The organism is Streptomyces noursei, from assembly GCF_016917755.1.
Classification (GTDB): Bacteria; Actinomycetota; Actinomycetes; order Streptomycetales; family Streptomycetaceae; genus Streptomyces; species Streptomyces yunnanensis.
Map to the genome: position 1 here is coordinate 7,143,606 of NZ_CP070326.1, position 23,830 is coordinate 7,167,435.

The 23,830-nt window shown below is 70.6% G+C and carries 21 protein-coding genes; 17 read left to right on the plus strand and 4 right to left on the minus strand.

Translation table 11 applies throughout. The annotated features are described in order from the left end of the window. Positions 1–138 precede the first annotated feature (138 nt). Entirely contained in the window at positions 139–441 is a 303-nt protein-coding gene (locus JNO44_RS31185) for a DUF4193 domain-containing protein (RefSeq protein WP_016575747.1), read from the plus strand. A gap of 101 nt (positions 442–542) precedes the next feature. Continuing rightward, positions 543–1,325: a hypothetical protein gene (locus tag JNO44_RS31190; RefSeq protein WP_205367045.1), complete on the plus strand. Its 783-nt coding sequence runs from the start codon at positions 543–545 to the stop codon at positions 1,323–1,325. On the opposite strand, the gene JNO44_RS31195 is transcribed toward JNO44_RS31190, so the two are convergent. Beyond that, complete coding sequence (locus tag JNO44_RS31195; protein WP_039631995.1) at positions 1,265–1,708, minus strand: DUF3093 domain-containing protein; 444 nt, start codon at positions 1,706–1,708, stop codon at positions 1,265–1,267. The genes JNO44_RS31190 and JNO44_RS31195 overlap by 61 nt on opposite strands. A gap of 58 nt (positions 1,709–1,766) precedes the next feature. Here JNO44_RS31195 and JNO44_RS31200 point away from each other — a divergent pair, with 58 nt between their 5' ends. The 8 genes from JNO44_RS31200 (at position 1,767) to JNO44_RS31235 (ending at position 9,738) form a co-directional block, all read left to right on the plus strand. Next, positions 1,767–2,360 (plus strand): PaaI family thioesterase, encoded by a 594-nt coding sequence (locus JNO44_RS31200; protein ID WP_039631993.1) that lies wholly within the window; start codon positions 1,767–1,769, stop codon positions 2,358–2,360. Further along, positions 2,357–2,878, plus strand: a complete 522-nt coding sequence (dut, locus tag JNO44_RS31205; protein ID WP_205367047.1) for a dUTP diphosphatase — start codon at positions 2,357–2,359, stop codon at positions 2,876–2,878. Before JNO44_RS31200 ends, dut begins: the two co-directional genes overlap by 4 nt. A gap of 55 nt (positions 2,879–2,933) precedes the next feature. Next, complete coding sequence (locus tag JNO44_RS31210) at positions 2,934–3,638, plus strand: DUF3710 domain-containing protein (protein WP_403418227.1); 705 nt, start codon at positions 2,934–2,936, stop codon at positions 3,636–3,638. Between the two features lie 325 nt (positions 3,639–3,963). Further along, positions 3,964–4,053 (plus strand): K(+)-transporting ATPase subunit F, encoded by a 90-nt coding sequence (gene kdpF, locus JNO44_RS31215; protein WP_016575741.1) that lies wholly within the window; start codon positions 3,964–3,966, stop codon positions 4,051–4,053. Between the two features lie 31 nt (positions 4,054–4,084). Continuing rightward, entirely contained in the window at positions 4,085–5,761 is a 1,677-nt protein-coding gene (gene kdpA / locus JNO44_RS31220) for a potassium-transporting ATPase subunit KdpA (RefSeq protein ID WP_205367051.1), read from the plus strand. Between the two features lie 32 nt (positions 5,762–5,793). Further along, the gene (gene kdpB / locus JNO44_RS31225; protein ID WP_205367053.1) at positions 5,794–7,899 is read left to right on the plus strand and encodes a potassium-transporting ATPase subunit KdpB; all 2,106 of its coding nucleotides are present in this window, start codon (positions 5,794–5,796) and stop codon (positions 7,897–7,899) included. 5 nt (positions 7,900–7,904) lie between these two features. Next, on the plus strand, positions 7,905–8,573 hold the full coding sequence (gene kdpC / locus JNO44_RS31230; RefSeq protein WP_073449640.1) for a potassium-transporting ATPase subunit KdpC: 669 nt from the start codon (positions 7,905–7,907) through the stop codon (positions 8,571–8,573). A gap of 421 nt (positions 8,574–8,994) precedes the next feature. Next, entirely contained in the window at positions 8,995–9,738 is a 744-nt protein-coding gene (locus JNO44_RS31235; protein ID WP_420882764.1) for an ABC transporter ATP-binding protein, read from the plus strand. Positions 9,739–9,824: 86 nt separating this feature from the next. Here the strand turns inward: JNO44_RS31235 and JNO44_RS31240 are convergent, their stop codons facing one another. Next, complete coding sequence (locus JNO44_RS31240) at positions 9,825–10,388, minus strand: GNAT family N-acetyltransferase (protein WP_205367056.1); 564 nt, start codon at positions 10,386–10,388, stop codon at positions 9,825–9,827. Between the two features lie 505 nt (positions 10,389–10,893). On the opposite strand from JNO44_RS31240, the gene JNO44_RS31245 reads away from it, so the two are divergent. The 4 genes from JNO44_RS31245 (at position 10,894) to JNO44_RS31260 (ending at position 15,709) form a co-directional block, all read left to right on the plus strand. After that, a complete protein-coding gene (locus tag JNO44_RS31245; protein WP_205367058.1) occupies positions 10,894–13,449 on the plus strand; it encodes a sensor histidine kinase in 2,556 nt (851 codons plus the stop codon). A gap of 175 nt (positions 13,450–13,624) precedes the next feature. Then, a complete protein-coding gene (locus JNO44_RS31250) occupies positions 13,625–14,308 on the plus strand; it encodes a response regulator (protein WP_039631982.1) in 684 nt (227 codons plus the stop codon). Positions 14,309–14,470: 162 nt separating this feature from the next. After that, positions 14,471–14,869, plus strand: a complete 399-nt coding sequence (locus tag JNO44_RS31255; protein ID WP_052286700.1) for an OB-fold nucleic acid binding domain-containing protein — start codon at positions 14,471–14,473, stop codon at positions 14,867–14,869. 3 nt (positions 14,870–14,872) lie between these two features. After that, a complete protein-coding gene (locus JNO44_RS31260; RefSeq protein ID WP_205367060.1) occupies positions 14,873–15,709 on the plus strand; it encodes a DUF3159 domain-containing protein in 837 nt (278 codons plus the stop codon). 74 nt (positions 15,710–15,783) lie between these two features. Here the strand turns inward: JNO44_RS31260 and JNO44_RS31265 are convergent, their stop codons facing one another. Together JNO44_RS31265 and JNO44_RS31270 are read right to left on the minus strand one after the other, a co-directional pair. Further along, the gene (locus tag JNO44_RS31265) at positions 15,784–16,455 is read right to left on the minus strand and encodes a potassium channel family protein (protein WP_039631978.1); all 672 of its coding nucleotides are present in this window, start codon (positions 16,453–16,455) and stop codon (positions 15,784–15,786) included. Continuing rightward, on the minus strand, positions 16,452–17,120 hold the full coding sequence (locus JNO44_RS31270) for a potassium channel family protein (protein WP_067346269.1): 669 nt from the start codon (positions 17,118–17,120) through the stop codon (positions 16,452–16,454). Before JNO44_RS31270 ends, JNO44_RS31265 begins: the two co-directional genes overlap by 4 nt. Before the next feature lie 332 nt (positions 17,121–17,452). Here JNO44_RS31270 and JNO44_RS31275 point away from each other — a divergent pair, with 332 nt between their 5' ends. From JNO44_RS31275 to JNO44_RS31285, 3 genes are all read left to right on the plus strand, one after another. Continuing rightward, the gene (locus JNO44_RS31275) at positions 17,453–19,426 is read left to right on the plus strand and encodes an NAD-binding protein (RefSeq protein WP_205370817.1); all 1,974 of its coding nucleotides are present in this window, start codon (positions 17,453–17,455) and stop codon (positions 19,424–19,426) included. Between the two features lie 229 nt (positions 19,427–19,655). Then, complete coding sequence (locus tag JNO44_RS31280) at positions 19,656–21,707, plus strand: APC family permease (RefSeq protein ID WP_205367061.1); 2,052 nt, start codon at positions 19,656–19,658, stop codon at positions 21,705–21,707. A 124-nt stretch (positions 21,708–21,831) separates the two neighbouring features. Continuing rightward, entirely contained in the window at positions 21,832–23,172 is a 1,341-nt protein-coding gene (locus JNO44_RS31285) for a class I SAM-dependent RNA methyltransferase (protein ID WP_205367062.1), read from the plus strand. Positions 23,173–23,830 lie beyond the last annotated feature (658 nt).

Here is a 23,830-nt window from a genome sequence, read left to right on the forward strand (position 1 = left end):
CAGGGGTGCGGTTGGGTGTCGATTGAGTAACAGACCTTGATGTGAGGCAAAATCTCCGCCTCAGGTCGGGCACAAGTCCGGCCTCTCACGCGTTACGAGCGCTGAGACACCGCAGACACCCAGAGGGGGAGAGCGACAATGGCTACGGATTACGACACTCCACGCAAGACCGATGACGACCTCAACGAGGACAGCATCGAAGAACTGAAGTCGCGGCGGAACGACAAGTCCGCCTCGGCCGTCGACGTCGACGAGTTCGAGCAGGCCGAGGGCCTGGAACTCCCCGGCGCCGACCTGTCCAACGAGGAACTCGCGGTCCGCGTGCTGCCCAAGCAGCAGGACGAGTTCACCTGCATGAGCTGCTTCCTGGTCCACCACCGCAGCCAGCTGGCTGCGGAGGACAAGAACGGCAACCCGATCTGCCGCGACTGCGCGGCCTGATCGCGGCCTACGCCGTGCCGGGCGTAAACCCGTTCCGTAGGGGCCGCAAGGGCGGCAACGGTCCGGCGGCCGGCGCACGATCACGCGAGGAAACCGCGCCCGTGCCCGCCGCCCCGACCGCCCTGCCCGAGGAACGGACCACCCGTGAACTCAAGCGGCGGGGCCGGCCGGCCTCGCTCGCGGGCGCAGCCGTGCGGGGCGCCAGGAGGGGCCGCGACGGCGTACGGTCGGCGCTCGGCGTGATCGCTGACCGGATCATCGCCACCGCCCCCAGGATCCCGGTGCGCGACCTCGCCGCCCTGCGGGAACAGTTCCCCGGTCTGACCCCCGAGGAACTCGCCGACAAGCTGGTGGCGGGCGCCTGCGCGGGCACCGCCACCGTCGGCGCGGGCGTCGGTGCCGCCGCCATGCTGCCCGTACCGCCCGCCATGCCCGCCGAACTCGCCGCCGAGGTCGCCGGCATCGCCGCGGTCGAGATCAAACTGATCGCCGAACTCCACGAGGTCTACGGCCTGCGCCCCGCGGGGAACCTCACCCAGCGCGCGACCGCCTACCTGACGTCCTGGACCCAGGGACGCGGCATCGACATCGCCGCACCCGCGTCCCTCAACGTCGCGCTCGGCGGGCAGATGAGACGCGAGCTCCGCCAGCAGATCATGAAGCGGACGCTGCGCAACCTCCCCAACCTCACGCCGTTCCTGGTCGGCGCCGCGGTCGGCGCGTTCCTCAACCGCCGCGACACCAGGAAACTCGCCCACACGATCCGCGCGGACCTGCGCCGCCACCAGATCGCCTGGGACGCCCTCCCCGACGCCCCGGCCGATCAGCCCCGCGCCGACGCCAGCGCCGCCACCAGCCGCTCCGGCTCCCGCGTCGACACATAGGCGTACGGCGTCGGATCCTCGGGATCGGTGATCTCGACCCGCACCGCCGTCGGCACGTAGCTCCGCAGCACCATGAACGCCCGCGCATCGGCCTTGTACGTGCGCCACGCCAGCGCCTCCGCCGCGTCCAGCGCCTCCGCCTCGCCCAGCGCCGACACCGGGATCTTCGCGTCCCCCGCGATCAGCGCGCCGCCCACCACCCGGATCCGCACCGAGCCGTACGAGCTCACCGCCACCGCCGACAGCGCCGCGCCGCCGATCAGCCCGCCGAGCATCGGGAGCGTCCCCAACGGGAGCAACATCAGGGCACAGGCGACGCCGACGAGGGCGGCGATCACCCACCAGGAACGGGGCGCGGTGAGACGTTCTTCGTACGACTGCATGCCCCCAGCTTGGCACGGCGGCACGCACCCCTTATCCGCGCGGGTAGGGTCTGCACTCGTGAGTGGAACTGACCAACCCAGGACGCGGCTGACGCCACCCGAGGGCGCCACACCCCCGGTCCGGCACCCGGACGCGCCGGCCCCCGGAGAACTGCTCGGCGCGCACTACGACCGGTGCTTCGGCTGCGGCACGGGACAGCCCCACGGGCTGCACCTGGAGGCCCGGGCCGGCGACGGCGTGAGCATCACCGCCGAATTCACCGTCAAGGAGGCCCACCAGGGCGCGCCCGGCCTGGCGCACGGCGGCGTACTGGCCACCGCGCTGGACGAGACCCTCGGCTCCCTGAACTGGCTGCTGCGGGTGATCGCGGTGACCGGACGGCTGGAGACCGACTTCCTCGCGCCCGTCCCGCTGGGCACGGTGCTGCACCTCGAAGCGCGGGTCACCGCCGTACATGGCCGGAAGATCTATTCGACGGCGGTGGGCCGGATAGGCGCCCCCGACGGCCCGGTCGCGGTCCGCGCCCAGGCGGTCTTCGTCGAAGTCAAGGTCGACCACTTCATCGACAACGGAAGGACCGAGGAGATCCAGGCGGCCATGGCCGACCCGGACCAGGTCAAGCGCGCACGTGCTTTCGAGGTGAACCCGTGAGTCAGCTACGGAATCCGGTGGACGTGCTCCTGCGCCGCCTGGACCCGGACGTTCCCGTTCCGTCCTACGCACATCCAGGAGACGCCGGCGTCGACCTCGTCACCACCGAGGCCGCCGAGCTGGCACCGGGGGAGCGCACCGTCCTCCCCACCGGGGTGTCGATCGCCCTGCCCGACGGCTACGCGGCATTCGTCCACCCACGGTCCGGACTCGCGGCCCGCTGCGGATTGGCGCTGGTGAATGCCCCCGGGACGGTCGATGCCGGGTACCGTGGAGAGATCAAGGTGATCGCGGTCAATCTGGACCCGCGCGAGAGCGTGCGGTTCGAGAAGTACGACCGGATCGCCCAATTGGTCGTCCAGCAGGTCGAGAAGGTGCGCTTCCACGAGGTGGCGGAACTTCCCGGCTCGGCGCGGGCCGAGGGGGGATTCGGGTCCACCGGCGGTCACGCGGCGGTGGACGGCCCCACGGGCGGGAACGCATTCGCATCGGTCGGTGGCGACCGGGAAGGACAGTGACGTGTTCGGACGTCGCAAGAAGAACGAGGCTCCGGTAGAGCCGGCCGAGGACGCGGTGCTCACCGACGAGGTCGAGACCGACGAGGGCGACGCGACGCACGCGCGGCTCAACCTCCCGCCCGCGCCGCGCCCCGACGGCCCCTGGGACGTGTCGGAGGTCAAGGAGCCCGGCGAGGGTCGGGTCGACCTCGGCGGCCTCTACGTGCCCGGCGTCGAGGGCATGGAACTGCGGGTCGAGGTCGCCGGCGACGCGATCGTGGCCGCCACGGTCGTCCTCCAGGACAGCGCCGTGCAGCTCCAGGCGTTCGCCGCCCCCAAGAACGAGGGCATCTGGGGCGAGGTCCGCGAGGAGATCGCCGGGGGCATCACCCAGCAGGGCGGCGTCATCGACGAGGTCGAGGGCCCGCTGGGCTGGGAGCTGCGCGCCCAGGTCCCGGTGCAGCTGCCGGACGGCACCAACGGCGTCCAGGTCGTGCGCTTCGTCGGCATCGACGGCCCGCGCTGGTTCCTGCGCGGCGTGATCTCGGGACAGGGCGCGGTGCAGCCGCAGGCGGCCGGTGTACTGGAGCACATCTTCCGGGACACCGTCGTCGTCCGCGGCGAGGGCCCGATGGCACCCCGCGACCCGATCGTCCTCAAGCTGCCCGACGACGCCCAGATGGTGCCGGACGGCGTTCAGCAGGAACAGGCCGAAGGGTCGCGCTTCGGCGGCGGCGTGGAGCGCCTGGAACGCGGACCGGAGATCACCGAGATCCGCTGACCCCACCGCAAGGCCGCATGGTGCGAAAACGCCGCGCGGCGGCTCAATCACGACGGTCACAAGGGGCCGTACTCCCGCACAGGAGTACGGCCCCTTGACGTTTGTGCAGGTCAGATCGGGAGGCGTAAGAAAACCGTCAACAGAACGCTAATGGCCGTAAGGGAGGCGTCAACGGCGTTCAAGTGGCGGAAGAACGACGCTTTGCTCTAGGGGTCCCATTCGGTCTGCCCATCTAGGAGCACACGATGGCCGACGTGGCCTTCGTCGTCGCCACCCTCGCGGTCTTCGCAGTGGTGGCTCTCGTCGCCAAGGGGGTGACGAAGCTGTGACCATCGAGAACATCGTCGGCCTCATCGTGGCCGTCGCCCTCCTCGGTTACCTGGTCCTCGCTCTCGTCTTCCCGGAGAGGTTCTGAGGTGTCGACAGCTGCCAACGCAGCGGGCCACATGAGCCCCGCTCTCGCGGGCGTGCTCCAGCTCACGGCGCTCATCGCAGCGCTCGCCCTGGCGTACCGCCCCCTCGGCGACTACATGGCCGCCGTCTACAGTTCCCCCCGCCACCTGCGCGTGGAAAAGGTCATCTACCGCTGCATAGGCGCCAACGCGGACACCCAGATGCGCTGGCCCGCCTACCTCCGCGGCGTCCTGGCCTTCTCCCTCGCCGGGGTGCTCTTCCTCTACCTCATCCAGCGACTCCAGGGACACCTTCCGCTCTCCCTCGGATTCGCCTCGATCAGCCCCGACCAGGCCTTCAACACCGCCGCGTCCTTCGTCGCCAACACCAACTGGCAGTCGTACAGCGGTGAACAGGCCATGGGCCACGTCGTCCAGACCGCCGGCATCGCGGTACAGAACTTCGTCTCCGCCGCCACCGGCATGGCCGTCGCCGTCGCCCTCGTCCGCGGCTTCGCCCGCTCCCGCACCGGCGAACTCGGCAACTTCTGGGCCGACCTGGTACGCGGCACCATCCGCGTCCTCATCCCCATCGCCATCATCGGCGCCCTCATCCTCGTCGCCTGCGGCGCCATCCAGAACTTCTCCGGCATCCACGAAGTCGGCCAGTTCATGGGCGGCGCCCAGCAGACCAACGGCGGTGCCGTCGCCTCCCAGGAAGTCATCAAGGAACTCGGCACCAACGGCGGCGGCTACTTCAACGCCAACTCCGCCCACCCGTTCGAGAACCCCACCGCCTTCACCAACCTCTTCGAGATCTTCCTGATCCTCGTCATCCCCTTCGCGCTCACCCGCACCTTCGGCAAGCTCGTCGGGAACGTGAAGCAGGGCTACGCCATCCTCGCCACCATGGGCATCATCTGGCTCGGCTTCACCGCCCTCATGATGTGGACCGAGTTCGCCCACGGCGGCGCGGCACTCCAAGCCGCAGGCGCCGCCATGGAAGGCAAGGAAAACCGCTTCGGCGTCGGCTCCTCCGCGATCTTCTCGATCGCGACCACCCTGACGTCGACCGGAGCCGTCGACTCCTTCCACTCCTCCTTCACCGCATTCGGCGGCGGCCTCCAGCTCCTCGGCATGATGCTCGGCGAAATCGCCCCCGGCGGCGTCGGCTCCGGCCTCTACGGCATGCTCGTCATGGCCGTCATCGCCGTCTTCATCGCCGGCCTCATGGTCGGCCGCACCCCCGAATACCTCGGCAAGAAGATCGGCACCCGCGAGATCAAACTCGCCGCCTGCTACATCCTCATCACGCCGACCCTCGTACTCGGCTTCACCGCCGCCTCCATGGTGCTGCCCGACGCACTCGGCTCCATGCTCAACACCAAGGCGGTCGGCGCCGGCCCGCACGGCTTCTCCGAAGTCCTCTACGCCTTCACCTCCGGCGCCAACAACAACGGCTCCGCATTCGCCGGACTCAACGCCAACACCCCCTGGTACAACACCACGATCGGCCTGGCCATGCTCCTCGGCCGCTTCCTCCCCATGGTGTTCGTGCTCGCCCTCGCCGGCTCGCTCGCCGAACAGCAGCCGATCCCCGAGACCGCAGGCACCCTCCGTACCGAAAAGCCGCTCTTCGCCGGGCTGCTCGTCGGCACGATCCTGATCATCACCGGTCTGACCTACTTCCCGGCGCTCGCCCTCGGGCCGCTGGCGGAGGGCCTGTCATGACCGCCCCCGTGAAACCGGAGGAGTCCGGCCCCATGTCCACCGCCACTCCGACCCGCGCTCCGCAGCAGGACGCCACCAGCGGGCAGCAGCCCGGCGACGGCCGCGTGGGCAGTGGTCTCTTCGACCCCAAGCAACTGCTCGTCTCACTGCCGGACGCCCTGCGCAAGCTCGACCCGCGCGTGATGGTCAAATCACCCGTCATGTTCGTCGTCGAGGTCGGCTCCGTCCTCACCACGATATTCGCCTGCGCCGCACCCACCGACTGGTTCGGCTGGGCCATCGCCGCCTGGCTCTGGCTCACCGTCATCTTCGCCAACCTCGCCGAAGCCGTCGCCGAAGGCCGCGGCAAGGCACAGGCCGACACCCTCCGCAAGGCCAAGACCGACACCGTCGCCCGCCGCCTCAACGGCACCGAAGAAGAACAGGTACCCGGCACCGAACTCCGCGTCGGCGACCTCGTCGTCTGCGAAGCCGGCGACATCATCCCCGGCGACGGCGACGTCGTCGAAGGCGTCGCCTCCGTCGACGAATCCGCCATCACCGGCGAATCCGCACCCGTCATCCGCGAATCCGGCGGCGACCGCTCCGCCGTCACCGGCGGCACCAAGGTCCTCTCCGACCGCATCGTCATCAAGATCACGACGAAGCCCGGCGAGACCTTCATCGACCGGATGATCAACCTCGTCGAAGGCGCCGCCCGCCAGAAGACCCCCAACGAGATCGCGCTGAACATCCTCCTCGCGTCCCTCACCATCGTCTTCCTGCTGGCCGTCGTCACCCTCCAGCCGTTCGCCATCTACGCCGGCGCCGAACAGCCCATGATCGTGCTGCTCGCCCTGTTGGTCTGCCTCATCCCCACCACCATCGGCGCACTGCTCTCCGCCATCGGCATCGCCGGCATGGACCGACTCGTCCAGCGCAACGTCCTGGCCATGTCCGGACGCGCCGTCGAAGCCGCAGGCGACGTATCGACATTGCTGCTCGACAAGACCGGCACCATCACCTACGGCAACCGCCGCGCCTCCGAGTTCGTCCCCGTCCACGGCGCCACCGAGGAAGAACTCGCCGACGCGGCCCAGCTGTCCTCACTCGCCGACGAAACCCCCGAAGGACGCTCCATCGTCCAACTCGCCAAGGAGAAGTACGGACTGCGCGAGGGTGACTTCACCGGCGACACGTTGACCGGCGCCGAATGGATCCCGTTCACCGCACAGACCCGCATGTCCGGCGTCGACGTCGACGGCCGCAAGATCCGCAAGGGCGCCACCGGATCCGTCCTCACCTGGGTCCAGGAACGCGGCGGCACCATCACCGACGACGCCCGGCAACTCGCCGACACCATCTCCCAGGCCGGCGGCACCCCGCTGCTCGTCGCCCTGGAAGACGAAAGCGGCCCCCGCGTCCTCGGCGTCATCCACCTCAAGGACGTCGTCAAGGACGGCATGCGCGAACGCTTCGAAGAGCTGCGCAAGATGGGCATCAAGACGGTCATGATCACGGGCGACAACCCGCTGACCGCCAAGGCCATCGCCGACGAGGCCGGCGTGGACGACTTCCTCGCCGAGGCCACGCCCGAGGACAAGATGGCGCTCATCAAGCGCGAACAGGCCGGCGGCAAGCTCGTCGCCATGACCGGCGACGGCACCAACGACGCCCCGGCACTGGCCCAGGCCGACGTCGGCGTGGCCATGAACACCGGCACTTCCGCCGCGAAGGAAGCCGGCAACATGGTCGACCTCGACTCCAACCCGACCAAGCTCATCGAGATCGTCGAGATCGGCAAGCAACTCCTCATCACCCGAGGCGCCCTGACGACCTTCTCCATCGCCAACGACGTCGCCAAGTACTTCGCGATCATCCCCGCGATGTTCGCCGTGGCCTACCCCGGCCTGGACACCCTCAACGTCATGCGGCTGTCCAGCCCCAACTCGGCCATCCTGTCCGCGATCATCTTCAACGCCCTGATCATCGTCGCCCTCGTGCCGCTCGCCCTCAAGGGCGTGCGCTACCGGCCCGTCAGCGCCGACAAGATGCTCCGCCGCAACCTCGCCGTCTACGGACTCGGCGGCCTCATCGCACCGTTCATCGGCATCAAAATCATCGACCTGCTGATCTCCCTCATCCCCGGAATCGGGTGACCGCCATGAACAACTCCGTACGCAACACCGCCCGGTTGCTGACCGCGGGCCTGCGCGCCCTGCTCGTCCTCACCGTGGTCTGCGGCGTGATCTACCCCCTGGTGGTCACCGGAGTCGCCCAGGCCGCCTTCTCCGGCAAGGCCAACGGCTCCGAGGTCACCTCCCACGGCAAGGTCGTCGGCTCCTCCCTCCTCGGTCAGCGCTACGACAAGGGCACCGACAAGCAGGGCAACCCGATCCCGGACCTGCGGTACTTCCAGCCCCGGCCCTCCGCCGGACTGGGCAGCAACCGGAAGGCGACGCCCCCCGTCAACCCCCAGTACGACCTGCAGGTCTCCGGCGCCTCCAACCTGGGCGCCACCAACACCGACCTCATCAAGGCCGTCAAGGAACGCAAGCAGTGGGTCGCCACCACCTACGGCGTCCCCGAGTCCCAGGTACCGGCCGACGCCGTGACCTCCTCCGGCTCCGGCCTCGACCCGGACATCTCCCCCGAGTACGCGCTCCTCCAGGTCAACCGCGTCGCCAAGGAGAACCACCGCTCCGCCGACGAGATCGAGAAGCTCGTCCAGGACCACGTCCAGGGACGCCAACTCGGCTTCATGGGAGAGCCCCGCGTCAACGTCCTGGAGCTGAACGTGGCACTCCGGGACCTGACACAGGGACAGCGGTGACGGACGGTGGCTTACTGAGACACCACACGCGACGCCTCACCGCCGCACATAAGGGGCGGCCCCAGGGAAGCACTTCCCCGGGGCCGCCCCTTCGCGTGCCGCTCCCCCCGCAGTGTCCGGTGCTTCGCCCGCCCGCCGTGTCAGGGCCGCATCTGACCTGCTCTTTCTCCGAGTTGCCCCTGGGGTGCCGTCGGTCGTCCCAGGGTTATCCACAGGCGTTGCCGGCTCAAGCGCCCGATCCTCATACTGTTTCGCAACCGACGGACAACCCGCCGACACGGGAGTCTCGTTCGGCCCACTTCGAATCCAACTGAGGGGAAAGTCAGGTCAGTCGGAGGCGACGCGGGCGGTTCGTCGGCGAGACGAAGACGAGAGCGGGGGACGCATCATGGGCAGGAGCAGCAGCAGGGGGGACGGCGGTATGGCGATCGAGGGCACGGCCGTCGCCTCCGCCGATGTCGCGCCGGAGGCAGAGGAGGCGGAGGCCATGGTCGTCGTCAAGGACCTCCACCGCAGCTACGGGTTGGGAACGGGCGCCGTACATGCCCTGCGCGGCGTGACCTGCAGCGTCCCACGCGGCGAACTGGTCGCCCTGCGCGGCCGCTCCGGATCAGGCAAGACCACGCTCCTCAACCTCATCGGCGGCCTCGACACCCCGGACTCCGGGCGGATCACCGTCGACGGCACACCCTTGGCCGACCTCAAGGAGAACGGACTGCTCACGATGCGCCGCGACCGCATCGGCTTCGTCTTCCAGACCTTCGGACTCATACCCATACTCAGCGCCGCCGAGAACGTCGGAGTACCGCTGCGGCTGCGGAAGGTCCCAGCACGGGAGCGCGAAGCGCGCGTCGCACTCCTGCTGTCCCTGGTGGGCCTCGCCGACCACGCCGCCCAGCGCCCGGGAGAGCTCTCCGGCGGCCAGCAACAGCGCGTTGCCATAGCCCGCGCTCTCGCCAACCGTCCCGCGCTGCTCCTCGCCGACGAGCCGACGGGACAACTCGACGCCGAAACCGGTCTGGAGGTCATGGAACTGCTGCGTGCCGTCGTCCGCAGCGAGGGCGTCACGGCACTCGTCGCCACACACGACGCCACCCTCCTGACCTTCGCCGACCGGGTGCTGGAGCTGGGGGACGGGGTGGTCACGCTGGCGGGGGATGGGTGAGGGGTGGGGGGAGTGGGGGGAGGGGAGGGGGGCTCCCCCGGGGGAGCCCCCCTGAGCCAAGCCCCCCGCCCCCACCCCCGCTCCCCCTACCAAACATCCCCCTCGCGCCAGTCGCACGTCAGCTCACCTTCGAGGTCCAATGGCGCGGAGGTGGCGAGGACGTGGAGGGCGCCGTCCTCCTCCGGGGTGCGCTGGATGCCGTCCGGTGTGAGGGCCGAGGAGGGGCCGCGCCAGAGCTGCCAGCCGCGAGCGGTGTAGAAGGTGGCGGCCTCGTCGGCGGCGCCGAGCGCGCCGAGGTCGTAGGCGTTGTGGATGACCTGCTCCAGGGCGTCCATCATGGCCGCGCCGTGGCCCTGTCCGCGGCGGTCCGCGCGGACCCCGACGCCCTCCACGTAGCCGCAGCGCAGTGCCCGGCCGTTGTGCAGCAGCCGGCGCTGGACGACGGCGGCGTGTCCGATCAGCTCGCCGCCTTCGTGGACGAGGGCGTGCAGGCCGCCGAGGGAGTGTTCCCAGTCCTCGGCGGTCATGTCGTCGAAGACGTCGTAGAGGAGGATGCGGGCGGCCTTGAGGGTGGCGGTGTCCAGCTCGGCGGTGTGGGCGAGGTGTATCTCGGTCGCTCCGGCGGGGCGTTCGGAGGGTGTGGGGGTCATGCGGGCATCGTTACAGCGGCCGATCGGCGGGCGCGATGGTTTTGTTTCGGCCAATCGCGCCCCTGGTCGGCACTTCTGAGGGGCGCCCGGCCACCCCCGCACGCCACCCCGGCTGGGCAACGGGCCGGCCACCCACCCGTCTACCCACCCGCTCCCGTCGAGCCGCCCGCGCGGTCCTTGCGGCGGTCCCGCCGGGACCACTCTTTCCTCGCCGCCTGCCCTGCTCATGCCGCCGGCGTCACCCTTCTGCCTCGTCGTCACCCCTCGGCCGCCAACGTCCCTCCGGCCGCGGACGTTCCCCTCGCCCGCCGTGTCCCGCCCACCCCCGCAATCCCTGCCCGCAAGGGCCCGCCACCCCCGATCGGCCCCAGGTCAGAGGCTGTATCAGAGTCGCGTCAAGACCGGGCGGGAAGCCGCTACCTGGGCGTTTTTTCCAGGGAAGGGTCGGTAGGGTCGCATCAGGTCCAGCCCGGTGGGGGCGACCTTCACGTAAGACAATGGGGCCATGGCACGCGGCAAGCTACGGATATATCTCGGCGCGGCACCGGGCGTCGGCAAGACGTACGCGATGCTGTCCGAGGCACACCGGCGTGTGGAGCGCGGTACGGATGTCGTGGTGGCGTTCGTCGAGCACCATGGCAGGCCCCGCACCGAGGTCATGCTGCACGGGCTGGAGCAGGTCCAGCGGCGGGAGCTGGAGTACCGGGGTTCGACGTTCACCGAGATGGACGTCGATGCGGTGCTGGAGCGCAAGCCCGCCGTGGCGCTGGTGGACGAGCTGGCGCACACCAATGTTCCCGGGTCCCGCAACGGCAAGCGTTGGCAGGACGTGGAGGAGCTGCTGGAAGCCGGGATCACGGTGATCTCGACGGTCAACATCCAGCATCTGGAGTCGCTCGGGGACGTCGTCGATTCGATAACGGGTGTGCGGCAGCGGGAGACGGTGCCGGACGAGATCGTCCGCCGTGCCGATCAGATCGAGCTGGTCGACATGTCCCCGCAGGCGATCCGGCGACGGATGGCGCACGGCAACATCTACCAGTCGGACAAGGTCGACGCGGCGCTGTCGAACTACTTCCGGCCGGGCAACCTCACCGCGCTGCGGGAGCTGGCGCTGCTGTGGGTGGCCGACCGGGTCGATGAGTACCTCCAGCAGTACCGGGCGGAGCATTCGATCCGTTCGACCTGGCAGGCGCGGGAGCGGATCGTGGTCGGCCTGACCGGTGGTCCGGAGGGTCGGACGCTGATCCGCCGGGCCGCCCGGATGGCCGCGAAGGGCTCGGGCAGTGAGGTGCTCGCCGTCTACATCGCCCGCAGTGACGGGCTGACGTCGGCGTCGCCGAAGGAGCTCGCCGTTCAGCGGACGCTGGTGGAGGACCTGGGAGGGACGTTTCATCACGTCATCGGGGACGACATACCGGGTGCGCTGCTGGAGTTCGCGCGGGGGGTGAACGCCACCCAGATCGTGCTGGGGTCGAGCCGCCGCAAGACGTGGCAGTACATGTTCGGGCCGGGCGTGGGGGCGACCGTGGCCCGGGAGTCCGGGCCGGATCTCGATGTGCACATCGTGACGCACGACGAGGTGGCCAAGGGCCGGGGGCTGCCGGTGGCGCGGGGGGCGCGGCTGGGACGGTCCCGGATCATCGCCGGTTGGCTGATCGGTGTCGGTGGTCCGGTGCTGCTGTCGTTGCTGCTCACGCGGCTTTCGAACGGTCCGGGGCTGGCCAATGACGTGCTGCTGTTCCTGTTCCTGACGGTGGTGGCGGCGCTGCTCGGTGGGCAGCTGCCGGCGCTGGCGTCGGCGGCGGTCGGGTCGTTGCTGCTGAACTTCTACTTCACTCCGCCCACCCATACGCTCACGGTCAACGACCCGAAGAACATCGTCGCGATCGCGATCTTCTTCGCGGTGGCGGTGTCGGTGGCGTCGGTGGTGGATCTGGCCGCCCGGCGGACGCATCAGGCGGCCCGGTTGCGGGCCGAGTCGGAGATCCTGTCGTTCCTGGCGGGGAGCGTGCTGCGTGGTGAGACCACGTTGGACGCGCTGCTGGAGCGGGTGCGGGAGACGTTCGGGATGGACACCGTGGTGCTGCTGGAGCGGCGCAGCGAGGTGGAGCCCTGGACGTGTGCCGGCCGGGCCGGTGGTGACGGCAGTGTGCCGCCGCTCGCGCGCCCGGAGGACGCGGACGTCGATGTGCCGGTGGGGGACCACATGGCGTTGGCGTTGACCGGTCGGGTGCTGCCGGCGGAGGACCGTCGGGTGCTGTCGGCGTTCGCCGCGCAGGCCGCGGTGGTGCTGGATCGGCAGCGGTTGGTGGGGGAGGCCGAGCGGGCCCGGGAGCTGGCCGAGGGGAACCGGATCCGGACGGCGTTGCTGGCCGCGGTCAGTCACGATCTGCGGACGCCGCTGGCGGGCATCAAGGCGTCGGTGACGTCGTTGCGGTCGGATGACGTGGCGTGGTCGGAGGAGGACGAGGCGGAGCTGCTGGAGGGGATCGAGGCGGGTGCCGACCGGCTCGATCATCTGGTGGGCAATCTGCTGGACATGTCGCGTCTGCAGACCGGTACGGTGACGCCGCTGATTCGGGAGATCGATCTCGATGAGGTGGTGCCGATGGCGCTGGGCGGGGTCCCGGAGGGCAGCGTCATGTTGGACATCCCGGAGGAGCTGCCGATGGTGGCGGTGGATCCGGGGCTGCTGGAGCGGTCGGTGGCCAATCTGGTGGAGAACGCCGTGAAGTACAGCCCGGACGGTGAGGCGGTGCTGGTCGCGGCCAGTGCGCTCGGTGGCCGGGTGGAGTTGCGGATCGCGGACCGGGGTCCGGGTGTGCCGGACAGCGCGAAGGACCGGATCTTCGAGCCGTTCCAGCGGTACGGGGATGCTCCGCGGGGCGCCGGGGTGGGGCTGGGGCTAGCCGTGGCGCGTGGTTTCGCGGAGGCGATCGGCGGGACGTTGGCCGCGGAGGATACTCCGGGGGGTGGGATGACGATGGTGCTGACGCTGCCGACGGCCGCGGGGGTTCCGCCGGTCCGTCCTGATCTTCCGGCGCAGGCGACGACATGAGTCGTGGCCACGGCGGAGGTACCTGCGGCGGTATACGGTCGCGTTCCGGTGACGGTGCGTGTCCGCCGCGCGGCCCGGGAGGGGGCCATGACACCGGCCGGGCGGTACCGGCCGCACACACCACTTGGCCGGCGGGCTTCGCCCGTCGGCGACCGACACCGCGAGGAGAACGCCAGTGAACCGGGTGCTTGTGGTTGATGACGAGCCGCAAATCGTTCGCGCCCTTGTGATCAACCTGAAGGCGCGCAAGTACGAGGTGGACGCGGCCCCCGATGGGGCCACCGCCTTGAAGCTTGCCGCGGCCCGCCATCCCGATGTCGTGGTCCTGGACCTGGGACTGCCCGATATGGACGGTGTGGAGGTCATCAAGGGGCTGCGGGGCTGGTCCCGGGTGCCGATCCTGGTGCTGTCCGCGCGGCAGACGTCGGACGAGAAGGTCGAGGCGCTGGACGCGGGGGCGGACGACTATGTGACCAAGCCGTTCGGGATGGACGAGCTGCTGGCGCGGTTGCGGGCGGCGGTGCGCCGGGCGGAGCCGACGGGGCCGGCGGACGACGAGGTGATCGTGGAGACCGAGGGGTTCACGGTCGATCTGGCGGCGAAGAAGGTCAACCGGGGTGGTCGGGACATTCGTCTGACGCCCACGGAGTGGCACCTGCTGGAGGTGCTGGTGCGCAACCAGGGCCGGCTGGTGAGCCAGAAGCAGTTGTTGCAGGAGGTGTGGGGTCCGTCGTACGGGACGGAGACCAATTACCTGCGGGTGTACATGGCGCAGCTGCGGCGGAAGCTGGAGAGTGACCCCTCGCATCCGCGGCACTTCATCACGGAGCCGGGGATGGGGTATCGCTTCGAGGGGTGAACGCGGGGGCGGTCCGGGTGCGGCCGGCCGTCGGGGCTGTTCGTGGGGGACGGCCCGGTGGCCGTTCCGTGGGCCGGTCGTCCCTTCGAGGGGTGAACGTGCGGGGTGGGGGACTGGTGCGGGGTGCGGGGGAGGCCGCGCGGGCCCCGGTACGCTGGGTTTATGAGTGCTGGGACCCGACCCGAGAAGCCGGCCGGCCGGTTCCGCCGGATGCTCGACAGGCTGTCGTCCTCCGAGGAGGAGCTGCAGTCCGCCGAGTTGCAGGAGGATGCGCAGGCCACGGGGTGTACCCGGATATGCGACTGCGACGACCGTCAGATAGTGAAGGTCTCCGGCACCCTGCGGCATGTGACGCTGCGGCCGCGTGCCGGTGTGCCCGCGCTGGAGGCGGAGCTGTTCGACGGCTCCGCGGCGCTCGACGTGGTGTGGCTGGGTCGCCGTTCCATCGTCGGGATCGAGCCGGGCCGTAAGCTCATCGCCTCGGGCCGGATCTCGTTGAGTCACGGGCGCCGGGTGCTCTTCAATCCCAAGTACGAACTGCGACCGCTCGGACAGGAGTAGCCGGTGACGTCGTACGACCGACCGACCACTGAGCCTGAGGCTTCCGCCCCCGTTGATCGTCCCGTGGGCGTTGCGGCTGCCGCCGCACCGCCGGCGTCGGGTGGGGGCTCTGATGCCGAGGGCAGGCAGGTGACGGAGGCGGCGCTCTTCGAGGCGTTCGGTGGCGTGCGCGGCATGGTGGAGACGGTTCTGCCGGGTCTGCTGTTCGTCGCGATCTTCACGGTCAACAAGGATCTGCATGTGTCGGCGATCGCGGCGCTGGCCGTGTCGTTGGTGCTGTGTGCGGTGCGCCTGGTGCGGAGGGACACCGTCAAGCACGCCTTCAGTGGCGTCTTCGGGGTGGCCTTCGGCGTGGTCTTCGCGATGATGACCGGCAACGCCAAGGACTTCTATCTGCCGGGGATGCTGTACACGCTGGGTCTGGCCCTCGCCTACATCGTCACCACCCTCGCGGGGGTGCCGTTGATCGGGTTGATCCTCGGGCCGGTGTTCAAGGAGAACCTCTCCTGGCGGACCCGTAATCCGGGGCGGAAGAAGGCGTACGCCAAGGCCAGTTGGGCGTGGGGCCTGATCCTGCTCGCCAAGTGCATGGTCCTGTTCCCGCTGTACTGGTGGGCGGACACCACGCAGCTGGGGTGGGTGCTGGTGGCGCTGAAGATCCCGCCGTTCCTGCTGGCGGTGTATCTGACGTGGCTGTTCCTGGTGAAGGCGCCGGCGCCGATCGATGTCTTCGCGGAGATGGAGGCGCGGGAGAAGGCGGAGCAGGCCGAGCGGGGGCGGCCGGCGGCGGGGGCGGCCGTCGCGGACCGGTCGCAGGAGGGGCCGCGGCATCGCCGCTGAGCCGCCGCGCGAGGTGTGACGAAGGGCCCGGGAGCCGTGTGGCTTCCGGGCCCTTCGTGCGGTGCGGGGGCGGCTCAGCTGTCGTCGCGGCGGACCGACAGCAGGTCTTCGAGCTGTTCCTCGCGGGACTGGGCGGCGACGAAGAGGAGTTCGTCGCCGGCTTCGAGGGCGTCGTCCTTGTTGGGGGTCAGGACGCGGGTGCCGCGGATGATCGTCACCAGGGAGGTGTCCTCGGGCCAGTCGACGTCGCCGACGCGGGTGCCGGCGAGGGCGGCCTCCGGGGGGAGGGTGAGTTCGACGAGGTTGGCGTCGCCGTGGCTGAAGCGCAGCAGTCGGACGAGGTCGCCGACGCTGACGGCCTCCTCGACCAGGGCGGACATCAGCCGGGGGGTGGAGACGGCGACGTCGACGCCCCAGGCTTCGTTGAAGAGCCACTCGTTCTTGGGGTTGTTGACGCGGGCGACGACCCGCGGCACGCCGTACTCGGTCTTGGCGAGCAGGGAGACGACGAGGTTGACCTTGTCGTCGCCGGTGGCGGCGATGACGACGTTGCAGCGCTGGAGCGCGGCTTCGTCGAGCGAGGTGATCTCGCAGGCGTCGGCCAGCAGCCATTCGGCGAGCGGTACCCGCTCGACGGAGATGGCGGTGGGCGCCTTGTCGATGAGCAGGATCTCGTGACCGTTTTCCAGGAGCTCGCCGGCGATGGAGCGACCCACTGCGCCGGCGCCTGCAATGGCGACCCTCATGCGTGCGCCTCCTCGGGGCCTTGGGCGAATGCCGCCTCGACCTTTTCGACTTCGTCGGTGCGCATCATCACGTGCACCAGGTCGCCTTCCTGGAGGACCGTCTGGGAGGTCGGCAGCATGGCCTCGCCCAGGCGGGTGAGGAAGGCGACGCGGACTCCGGTCTCCTCCTGCAGTTTGCTGATCTTGTGGCCGACCCAGGACGGGGCGGTGTGGACCTCGGCCAGCTGGACGCCGCCGCTGGGGTCGCGCCAGAGGGGCTCGGCGCCGGAGGGGAGCAGCCGGCGCAGCATCTGGTCGGCGGTCCAGCGGACGGTGGCGACGGTGGGGATGCCCAGGCGCTGGTAGACCTCGGCGCGGCGGGGGTCGTAGATCCGGGCCGCGACGTTCTCCACACCGAACATCTCGCGGGCCACTCGGGCGGCGATGATGTTGGAGTTGTCGCCGCTGGAGACGGCGGCGAAGGCGCCCGCCTCCTCGATGCCGGCTTCCCGGAGGGTGTCCTGGTCGAAGCCGACGCCGGTGACGCGGCGGCCGCCGAAGGCGGAGCCGAGGCGGCGGAACGCGGTCGGGTCCTGGTCGATCACCGCGATGGTGTGGCCCTGGCTCTCCAGGGTCTGCGCGAGCGCGGAGCCCACCCGGCCGCACCCCATGATGACGATGTGCATGCTGATTACCCCGTGCCCTGTACTAGCGCGCTGACCTGCCCAAACACCCTGCTCACTACTTCCTTCTCCGACGTACCGGCGACGCGGGGCCGCGGTCTGTGACCTCGGCCCGGTGCGTCAGACGGGAGCGCCGGCCGCACCGTGGTCCGGTACAACCGTAGCCGTAATGGCGGGTCCGGTAGGGGGCGCGGTAGGAGCCGGTTGGTGGTGGGGGCCGGTGGCGGGTGGTGTGGGATCGTACGGCTTGCTGCGCCGGGACGGGCGGGTAGGGCACCCTACGACGTGTGCCACAACTGCCACATCAGCCCCAACAGGGCTCTCCTGCGCCGCACATGGTGGTGTGCGGCGATGATGCGTTGGCCCATCGCCTCGCCGTCGAGCTGCGCGACGTCTACCGCGAACGGGTGACGCTGATCGTGCCGTCCGCGCGGGAGCCGCAACGGCCCCGCGTCCCCGCGTCGTCCCGTGGTCTGGGCCGGGCTTCCGCGCTGCTCGGCCGGATGTCGGCGGCGGTGGCGCGGACCGGTCCGGGGGCGGCGCCGGGGCTGCCGCCGCCCACGGTGGCGCGCGAGGACGGCGAGGCGCCGCCGGAGCCGATACGGGTCCAGGTGGCGGCGCAGGTCGACGAGGCGGCGCTGACCGAGGCGGGCATCGCGGAGGCGGGTGCCCTGGCACTGGTCCACGACGACGACGATCTCAACATCCATGCCGCGCTGCGGGCCCGCCGTCTCAATCCCCGGCTGCGGCTGGTTATCCGGCTCTACAACCGCAAACTCGGCCAGCATCTGGAGGAGTTGCTGGACCAGGCCGCGGCGGTCGCGGCGAGCGGCGTGGGCGGTGCTCGGGCGCCGCGGGTCGATGCGTCGACCATGGTGCTGTCCGACGCGGACACCGTCGCGCCGGCGCTGGTGGCCACCGCGGTCGCCGGCACCAGCAAGGTCATCGAGGCGGACGGGCTGATGCTGCGCGCCGTGGAGCGTGCGCCGGGGCAGTCCGGTCCGGCGGGGGCGCGGCGGCTGTGCACCCTGGCGCTGCTGTCGCCGTCACCCGGCGACCCGCCCGGTGATGCGGCCGGCCCGCCCGGCGCGGCACCCGGGGACGAGGGGCCGGTGCTGTTGCCGGACGACGCCACCGCCGGGGCGGCCACCGGCTGCGGCCGGGTCGTGCTGGAGACCGTCGCCTATACGGGGCGGACGGTGCGGCCGCGCCGGCTGCGGGGCCGGGGCGCGCCGCTCGCCTCCTTCTTCTCCCGGCGATTGCGCTGGTCGCTGGCCGGCATCGTGGGGGCGGTGCTGGCGCTGGCCGTCGCCGAGTCCCTGACGACCCGTGTGCCGCCGTGGCACGCCGCGTACCTCACGCTGCTGGACCTGTTCGCGATCAACGAGCCGGCGCTCCGGGAGCCGCTGGCCCGCAAACTGCTCCAGCTGCTGTCCGGGCTGGTCGGGCTGTTGCTGCTGCCGGTGCTGGTGGCGGCGGCGTTCGAGGGGCTGGGGACGTTCCGCAGTGCGTCGGCGCTGCGCCGGCCGCCGCGCGGGCTGTCCGGGCACGTGGTGCTGCTGGGTCTGGGGAAGATCGGTACCCGGGTGTTGGCGCGGCTGCACGAGATGCGGATCCCGGTGGTGTGCATCGAGGCCGATCCGGAGGCGCGCGGGATCGCCCTGGCGCGGCGGCTGCGGGTGCCGACGGTCGTGGGGGACGTGACGCAGGAGGGGGTGCTGGAGGCCGCGCTGGCCGACCGGGCCCGCACCCTGTTGGCGTTGACCAGCGAGGACACCACCAATCTGGAGGCCGCGCTGTACGCCCGGTCGGTCAATCCGCGGTTGCGGGTGACCCTGCGGCTGTTCGACGACGGGTTCGCCGCCGCCGTGTACCGGACGCTGCGCGCGGCGCATCCGGGCGCGCGGACCCGCAGCCGCAGCGTCTCCTTCCTGGCGGCGCCGGCCTTCGCCGGGGCGATGGTGGGCCGCGAGATCCTGGGGGCGATTCCGGTGGAGCGGCGGGTGCTGCTCGTCGCCCGCGTCGAGGTGCGCGGCCATGCCGCCCTGGAGGGGCGGACGGTGGGCGAGGTGCTGCGGCCGGGCCGGCTGCGGGTGCTGGCCGTGGACAATTCCGTGCCCGACGAGTCGGCGGTGGAGCCCGAGGCGGGTGGGCCGCGGCCGGGCGACGGGCCGGAGCCGGCGCACCTGGCGGACGAGCTGGACGACTACGTGCTGCGGCCGCAGGACGTGGTGCTGCTGGCGGCGACTCGGGAGGGGCTGGGCGATCTGCTGTCCCGTCGGCCGCGCCCGGCGTTGCGCGGGGAGTGAGCGCACGCCCCGCGACACGCCCGGGCGCCGTGGCGTCCACCACGGAATCCGGGCCCGCGGGGTTCCCTGCATCGACGGTGCCACCGTGCACAAATTGTGTAGATGCCGTGGAGGTACCGCGTACCGGATGCGGAGTCGAGGGGTGTTGTGCATGGTGGCGCATTCGAGTGCCTCCACCCATCCGGGTTGCGGGTGGGCGCAGACCTTGACGAAGGCTTAGCATCCTCTGGTGTCCAAACTGACCGACGTGCCCAAACGGATCTTGATCGGGCGCGCACTGCGCAGCGACAGGTTGGCGGAGACCCTTCTCCCCAAGCGCATCGCACTCCCCGTCTTCGCCTCCGACCCGCTCTCCTCCGTGGCGTACGCGCCCGGCGAGGTGCTGCTGGTCCTGTCCGTCGCGGGAGTCTCGGCGTACCACTTCAGCCCGTGGATCGCGGTCGCGGTCGTCGTGCTGATGTTCACCGTCGTCGCGTCGTACCGGCAGAACGTGCACGCCTACCCGAGCGGCGGCGGCGACTACGAGGTCGCCACCACCAACCTCGGGCCGAAGGCGGGCCTGACCGTCGCCAGCGCCCTGCTGGTCGACTACGTCCTGACCGTCGCGGTCTCCATCTCCTCAGGAGTGGAGAACCTCGGCTCCGCGGTCCCGTTCGTCGTCGAGCACAAGACGCTGTGCGCCATCGCCATCATCGTGCTGCTGACGTTGATGAACCTGCGCGGCGTCAAGGAGTCCGGCAAGCTCTTCGCGATCCCCACGTACGTCTTCGTGGCCGGCGTCTTCATCATGATCCTCTGGGGCGCGATCCGCGGCCTGGTCCTCGGCGACACCATGAAGGCGCCCACCGCCGACTACACCATCCACGCCGAGCAGGGCGGGCTCGCCGGCTTCGCCCTGATCTTCCTGCTGCTGCGCGCCTTCTCCTCCGGCTGCGCCGCGCTCACCGGCGTCGAGGCGATCTCCAACGGCGTGCCCGCCTTCCGCAAGCCGAAGTCGAAGAACGCCGCGACCACCCTCGCCCTCATGGGCGGGCTGGCCGTCACCATGTTCTGCGGCATCATCGCGCTGGCCATGACCACCCGCGTCCGGATGGCCGAGAATCCGGCCACCGACCTGTTGAACAACGGCAAGCCGCTGGGCTCCGGCTACACCCAGAACCCGGTCATCTCGCAGGTCGCCGAGGCGGTCTTCGGCAAGGGCAGCTTCCTCTTCGTCGTGCTGGCCGCGGCCACCGCGCTGGTCCTCTTCCTCGCCGCCAACACCGCCTACAACGGCTTCCCGCTGCTCGGCTCGATCCTGGCCCAGGACCGCTACCTGCCGCGCCAGCTGCACACCCGCGGCGACCGGCTGGCCTTCTCCAACGGCATCGTCCTGCTGGCCGGCGCCGCCACCGTCCTGGTCTACCTCTACGGCGCGGACTCCACCCGCCTGATCCAGCTCTACATCGTCGGCGTCTTCGTCTCCTTCACCCTCAGCCAGATCGGCATGGTCCGGCACTGGAACCGCCACCTGGTGGGTGAGAAGGACCCCGCCAAGCGCCGCAAGATGTACCGCTCCCGCGCCATCAACGCCTTCGGTGCCTTCTTCACCGGCCTCGTCCTCGTCGTCGTCCTCCTGACGAAGTTCACCCACGGCGCCTGGGTCGCCCTCCTCGGCATGGTCATCTTCTTCGTGACCATGACCGCGATCCGCCGCCACTACGACCGGGTGTCCGACGAGATCGCCGCCCCGGACATGCTCGACGACGACGTGGTCCGCCCCTCCCGGGTGCACGCCATCGTCCTGGTCTCCAAGCTCCACAAGCCCACCCTGCGCGCCCTGAACTACGCCAAGCTGATGCGCTCGGACTCCCTCGAAGCGGTCAGCGTCGACGTCGACCAGGCCGACACCCGGGCCCTGCGCGACGAGTGGGAGCGCCGCGGCATCGAGGTCCCGCTGAAGGTCCTCGCCTCCCCGTACCGCGAGATCACCCGGCCGATCATCGACTACGTCAAGTCCCTGCGCCGGGAGAGCCCCCGGGACGCCGTCTCCGTCTACATCCCCGAGTACGTCGTCGGCCACTGGTACGAGCACCTGCTCCACAACCAGTCCGCACTGCGCCTGAAGGGACGTCTCCTGTTCACCCCCGGCGTCATGGTCACCTCCGTGCCCTGGCAACTGGACTCCTCCGAGGCCGCCAAGAAGCGCGCCCGCAAGCGCGCCGAGTGGAACGCGCCCGGCGCGGTCCGGCGCGGCCAAGTCACCGGGCCGAAGAAGGAATCCGCGGCCACCAAGAAGTGAACCCGGTGCGCCGGCCCTCCGCCTGGGCCGGCGCACCGCACCGCACCCCGTAAAGTTGACGGTCGGCCTTCCTCCGAAGGCCGACCGTAACGGTTTCGCCCCCTCTCCCCAGGAGCTCCCCGCCATGCAGCCGGACACGCCGCCGGAAACCAGGAAGTCGCTGGTCGGCGAGGAGTACGAGGTCGAGATCGGCCCCGTCGCGCACGGCGGGCACTGCATCGCCCGCACGGAGACCGGACAGGTGCTCTTCGTCCGGCACACCCTGCCCGGCGAACGCGTCCGTGCCCGCGTCACCGACGGCGAGGAGGGCGCCCGCTTCCTGCGCGCCGACGCCGTCGAGATCCTCTCCCCCTCCAAGGACCGCGTCGAGGCACCCTGCCCGTTCTCCGGCCCCGGCCGGTGCGGCGGCTGCGACTGGCAGCACGCCGCGCCCGGCGCCCAGCGCCGCCTGAAGGCCGCCGTCGTCAGCGAGCAGCTGGCCCGCCTCGCCGGCCTCACGCCCGAGGAGAGCGGCTGGGACGGCACCGTCGAACCGGCGCCCGGCGACAAGGTCGCCAAGGGCGAGGTCCCGGCCTGGCGCACCCGCGTCCAGTACGCCGTGGACGCCGACGGCCACCCCGGCCTGCGCAAGCACCGCTCGCACGACATCGAGCCGGTCACCCACTGCATGATCGCCGCCCCCGGCGTCTCCGAACTCGGCATCGAGCGGCGCACCTGGCCGCAGATCGCCACCGTCGAGGCGATCGCCGCCACCGGCTCCCACGACCGCCAGGTCGTCCTCACCCCCCGCCCCGGCGGCCGCCTCCCGATCGTCGAACTCGACAAGCCGGTCTCCGTCCTCCGCGTCAACGAGAAGGACGGCGGCGTCCACCGCGTCCACGGCCGCCCCTTCGTCCGCGAACGCGCCGCCGGCCGCACCTGGCGGGTCGGCAACGGCGGCTTCTGGCAGGTCCACCCCAAGGCCGCCGACCTCCTCGTCGAGGCCGTCATGCAGGGCCTGATGCCCAAGAGGGGCGACATGGCCCTCGACCTCTACTGCGGCGTCGGCCTCTTCGCCGGCGCCCTCGCCGAGCGCGTCGGCGACAAGGGCGCCGTCCTCGGCATCGAATCGAGCAAGCGCGCCGTCGAGGACGCCCGCCACAACCTCGCCGACCTCGACCGCGTCCGCATCGAACAGGGCAAGGTCGAGCAGATCCTCCCCCGCACCGGCATCACCGACGTCGACCTCGTCGTCCTCGACCCGCCCCGCGCCGGCGCCGGCAAACAAACCGTCCACCACCTCGCCACCCTCACCCCGCGCCGCATCGCCTACGTCGCCTGCGACCCGGCCGCGCTCGCCCGCGACCTCGCATACTTCCGCGAGGTCGGCTACGCACCGCGACGGATGCGGGCGTTCGACCTCTTCCCGATGACGCACCACGTGGAGTGCGTGGTGACCCTGGAAAAGGTCGCGAAGCGCTCCTGACCCGAGCTTTCGCACGCACACATCGTGTGCACCGCGGGTGCTACGGACGACGAGCACAACGCACGGCCCGCCTCCCGCGGGCAGACCCCGCGGGACCCCGGCAGAACGCCGCCGGCCCGTCGCCCCGACGAGCGCACCGCACCCCGCGGTGCGCTCGTCGCCGTTCCGCGGCCGATTGCCTGCCTGGCACGTTCGGCACGTACGACAGCCCTCAACGCTTGGGTTCCTGGCCTTCCAGCGCCAGGAACCCAAGCCCAGACGCCGCCCGTTCCCGGAATCTCCGGCAACGCAGAGGCGGCGGGACGCCATGAACCGGGGAGAGCCCTTCGACCTCTGCCCCACGAGGAGCGGCCCCTTGCGGCACCCCTTACGACGTCCGGCGGCGCGACGAGATCGCCGAAGCGAGACACAAGGCTCCCTGGCAGCTGGCCTATCCCTGCGAGCGCGCCGACCCAGGACAGAACATCGGACTGCGCCATGCCTCATGGGCACCTGCTGACCAGGCGCCTTCTGGGCCAGGCGGACACGACCCAGCGGTCCGAGCCCTCTCGTACCACCGCGGACAGGCCCCGGGTCGCGCCGCACCCATAGGATCGTGTAAGTTCTTCGAGTTGCCGCGGAGCCGACAGGTCCCACGGCGGCCATTCCGCCGCATCAG

Bases quoted from the DNA above. Each gene is read 5' to 3' on its own strand.
- JNO44_RS31185 (WP_016575747.1), top strand. From the start codon at position 139: ATGGCTACGGATTACGACACTCCACGCAAGACCGATGACGACCTCAAC.
- JNO44_RS31195 (WP_039631995.1), bottom strand. From the start codon at position 1,708: ATGCAGTCGTACGAAGAACGTCTCACCGCGCCCCGTTCCTGGTGGGTG.
- kdpA (WP_205367051.1), top strand. From the start codon at position 4,085: ATGAGCCCCGCTCTCGCGGGCGTGCTCCAGCTCACGGCGCTCATCGCA.
- kdpB (WP_205367053.1), top strand. From the start codon at position 5,794: ATGTCCACCGCCACTCCGACCCGCGCTCCGCAGCAGGACGCCACCAGC.
- kdpC (WP_073449640.1), top strand. From the start codon at position 7,905: ATGAACAACTCCGTACGCAACACCGCCCGGTTGCTGACCGCGGGCCTG.
- JNO44_RS31235 (WP_420882764.1), top strand. From the start codon at position 8,995: ATGGCGATCGAGGGCACGGCCGTCGCCTCCGCCGATGTCGCGCCGGAG.
- JNO44_RS31240 (WP_205367056.1), bottom strand. From the start codon at position 10,388: ATGACCCCCACACCCTCCGAACGCCCCGCCGGAGCGACCGAGATACAC.
- JNO44_RS31245 (WP_205367058.1), top strand. From the start codon at position 10,894: ATGGCACGCGGCAAGCTACGGATATATCTCGGCGCGGCACCGGGCGTC.
- JNO44_RS31255 (WP_052286700.1), top strand. From the start codon at position 14,471: ATGAGTGCTGGGACCCGACCCGAGAAGCCGGCCGGCCGGTTCCGCCGG.
- JNO44_RS31265 (WP_039631978.1), bottom strand. From the start codon at position 16,455: ATGAGGGTCGCCATTGCAGGCGCCGGCGCAGTGGGTCGCTCCATCGCC.
- JNO44_RS31270 (WP_067346269.1), bottom strand. From the start codon at position 17,120: ATGCACATCGTCATCATGGGGTGCGGCCGGGTGGGCTCCGCGCTCGCG.
- JNO44_RS31275 (WP_205370817.1), top strand. From the start codon at position 17,453: ATGGTGGTGTGCGGCGATGATGCGTTGGCCCATCGCCTCGCCGTCGAG.
- JNO44_RS31285 (WP_205367062.1), top strand. From the start codon at position 21,832: ATGCAGCCGGACACGCCGCCGGAAACCAGGAAGTCGCTGGTCGGCGAG.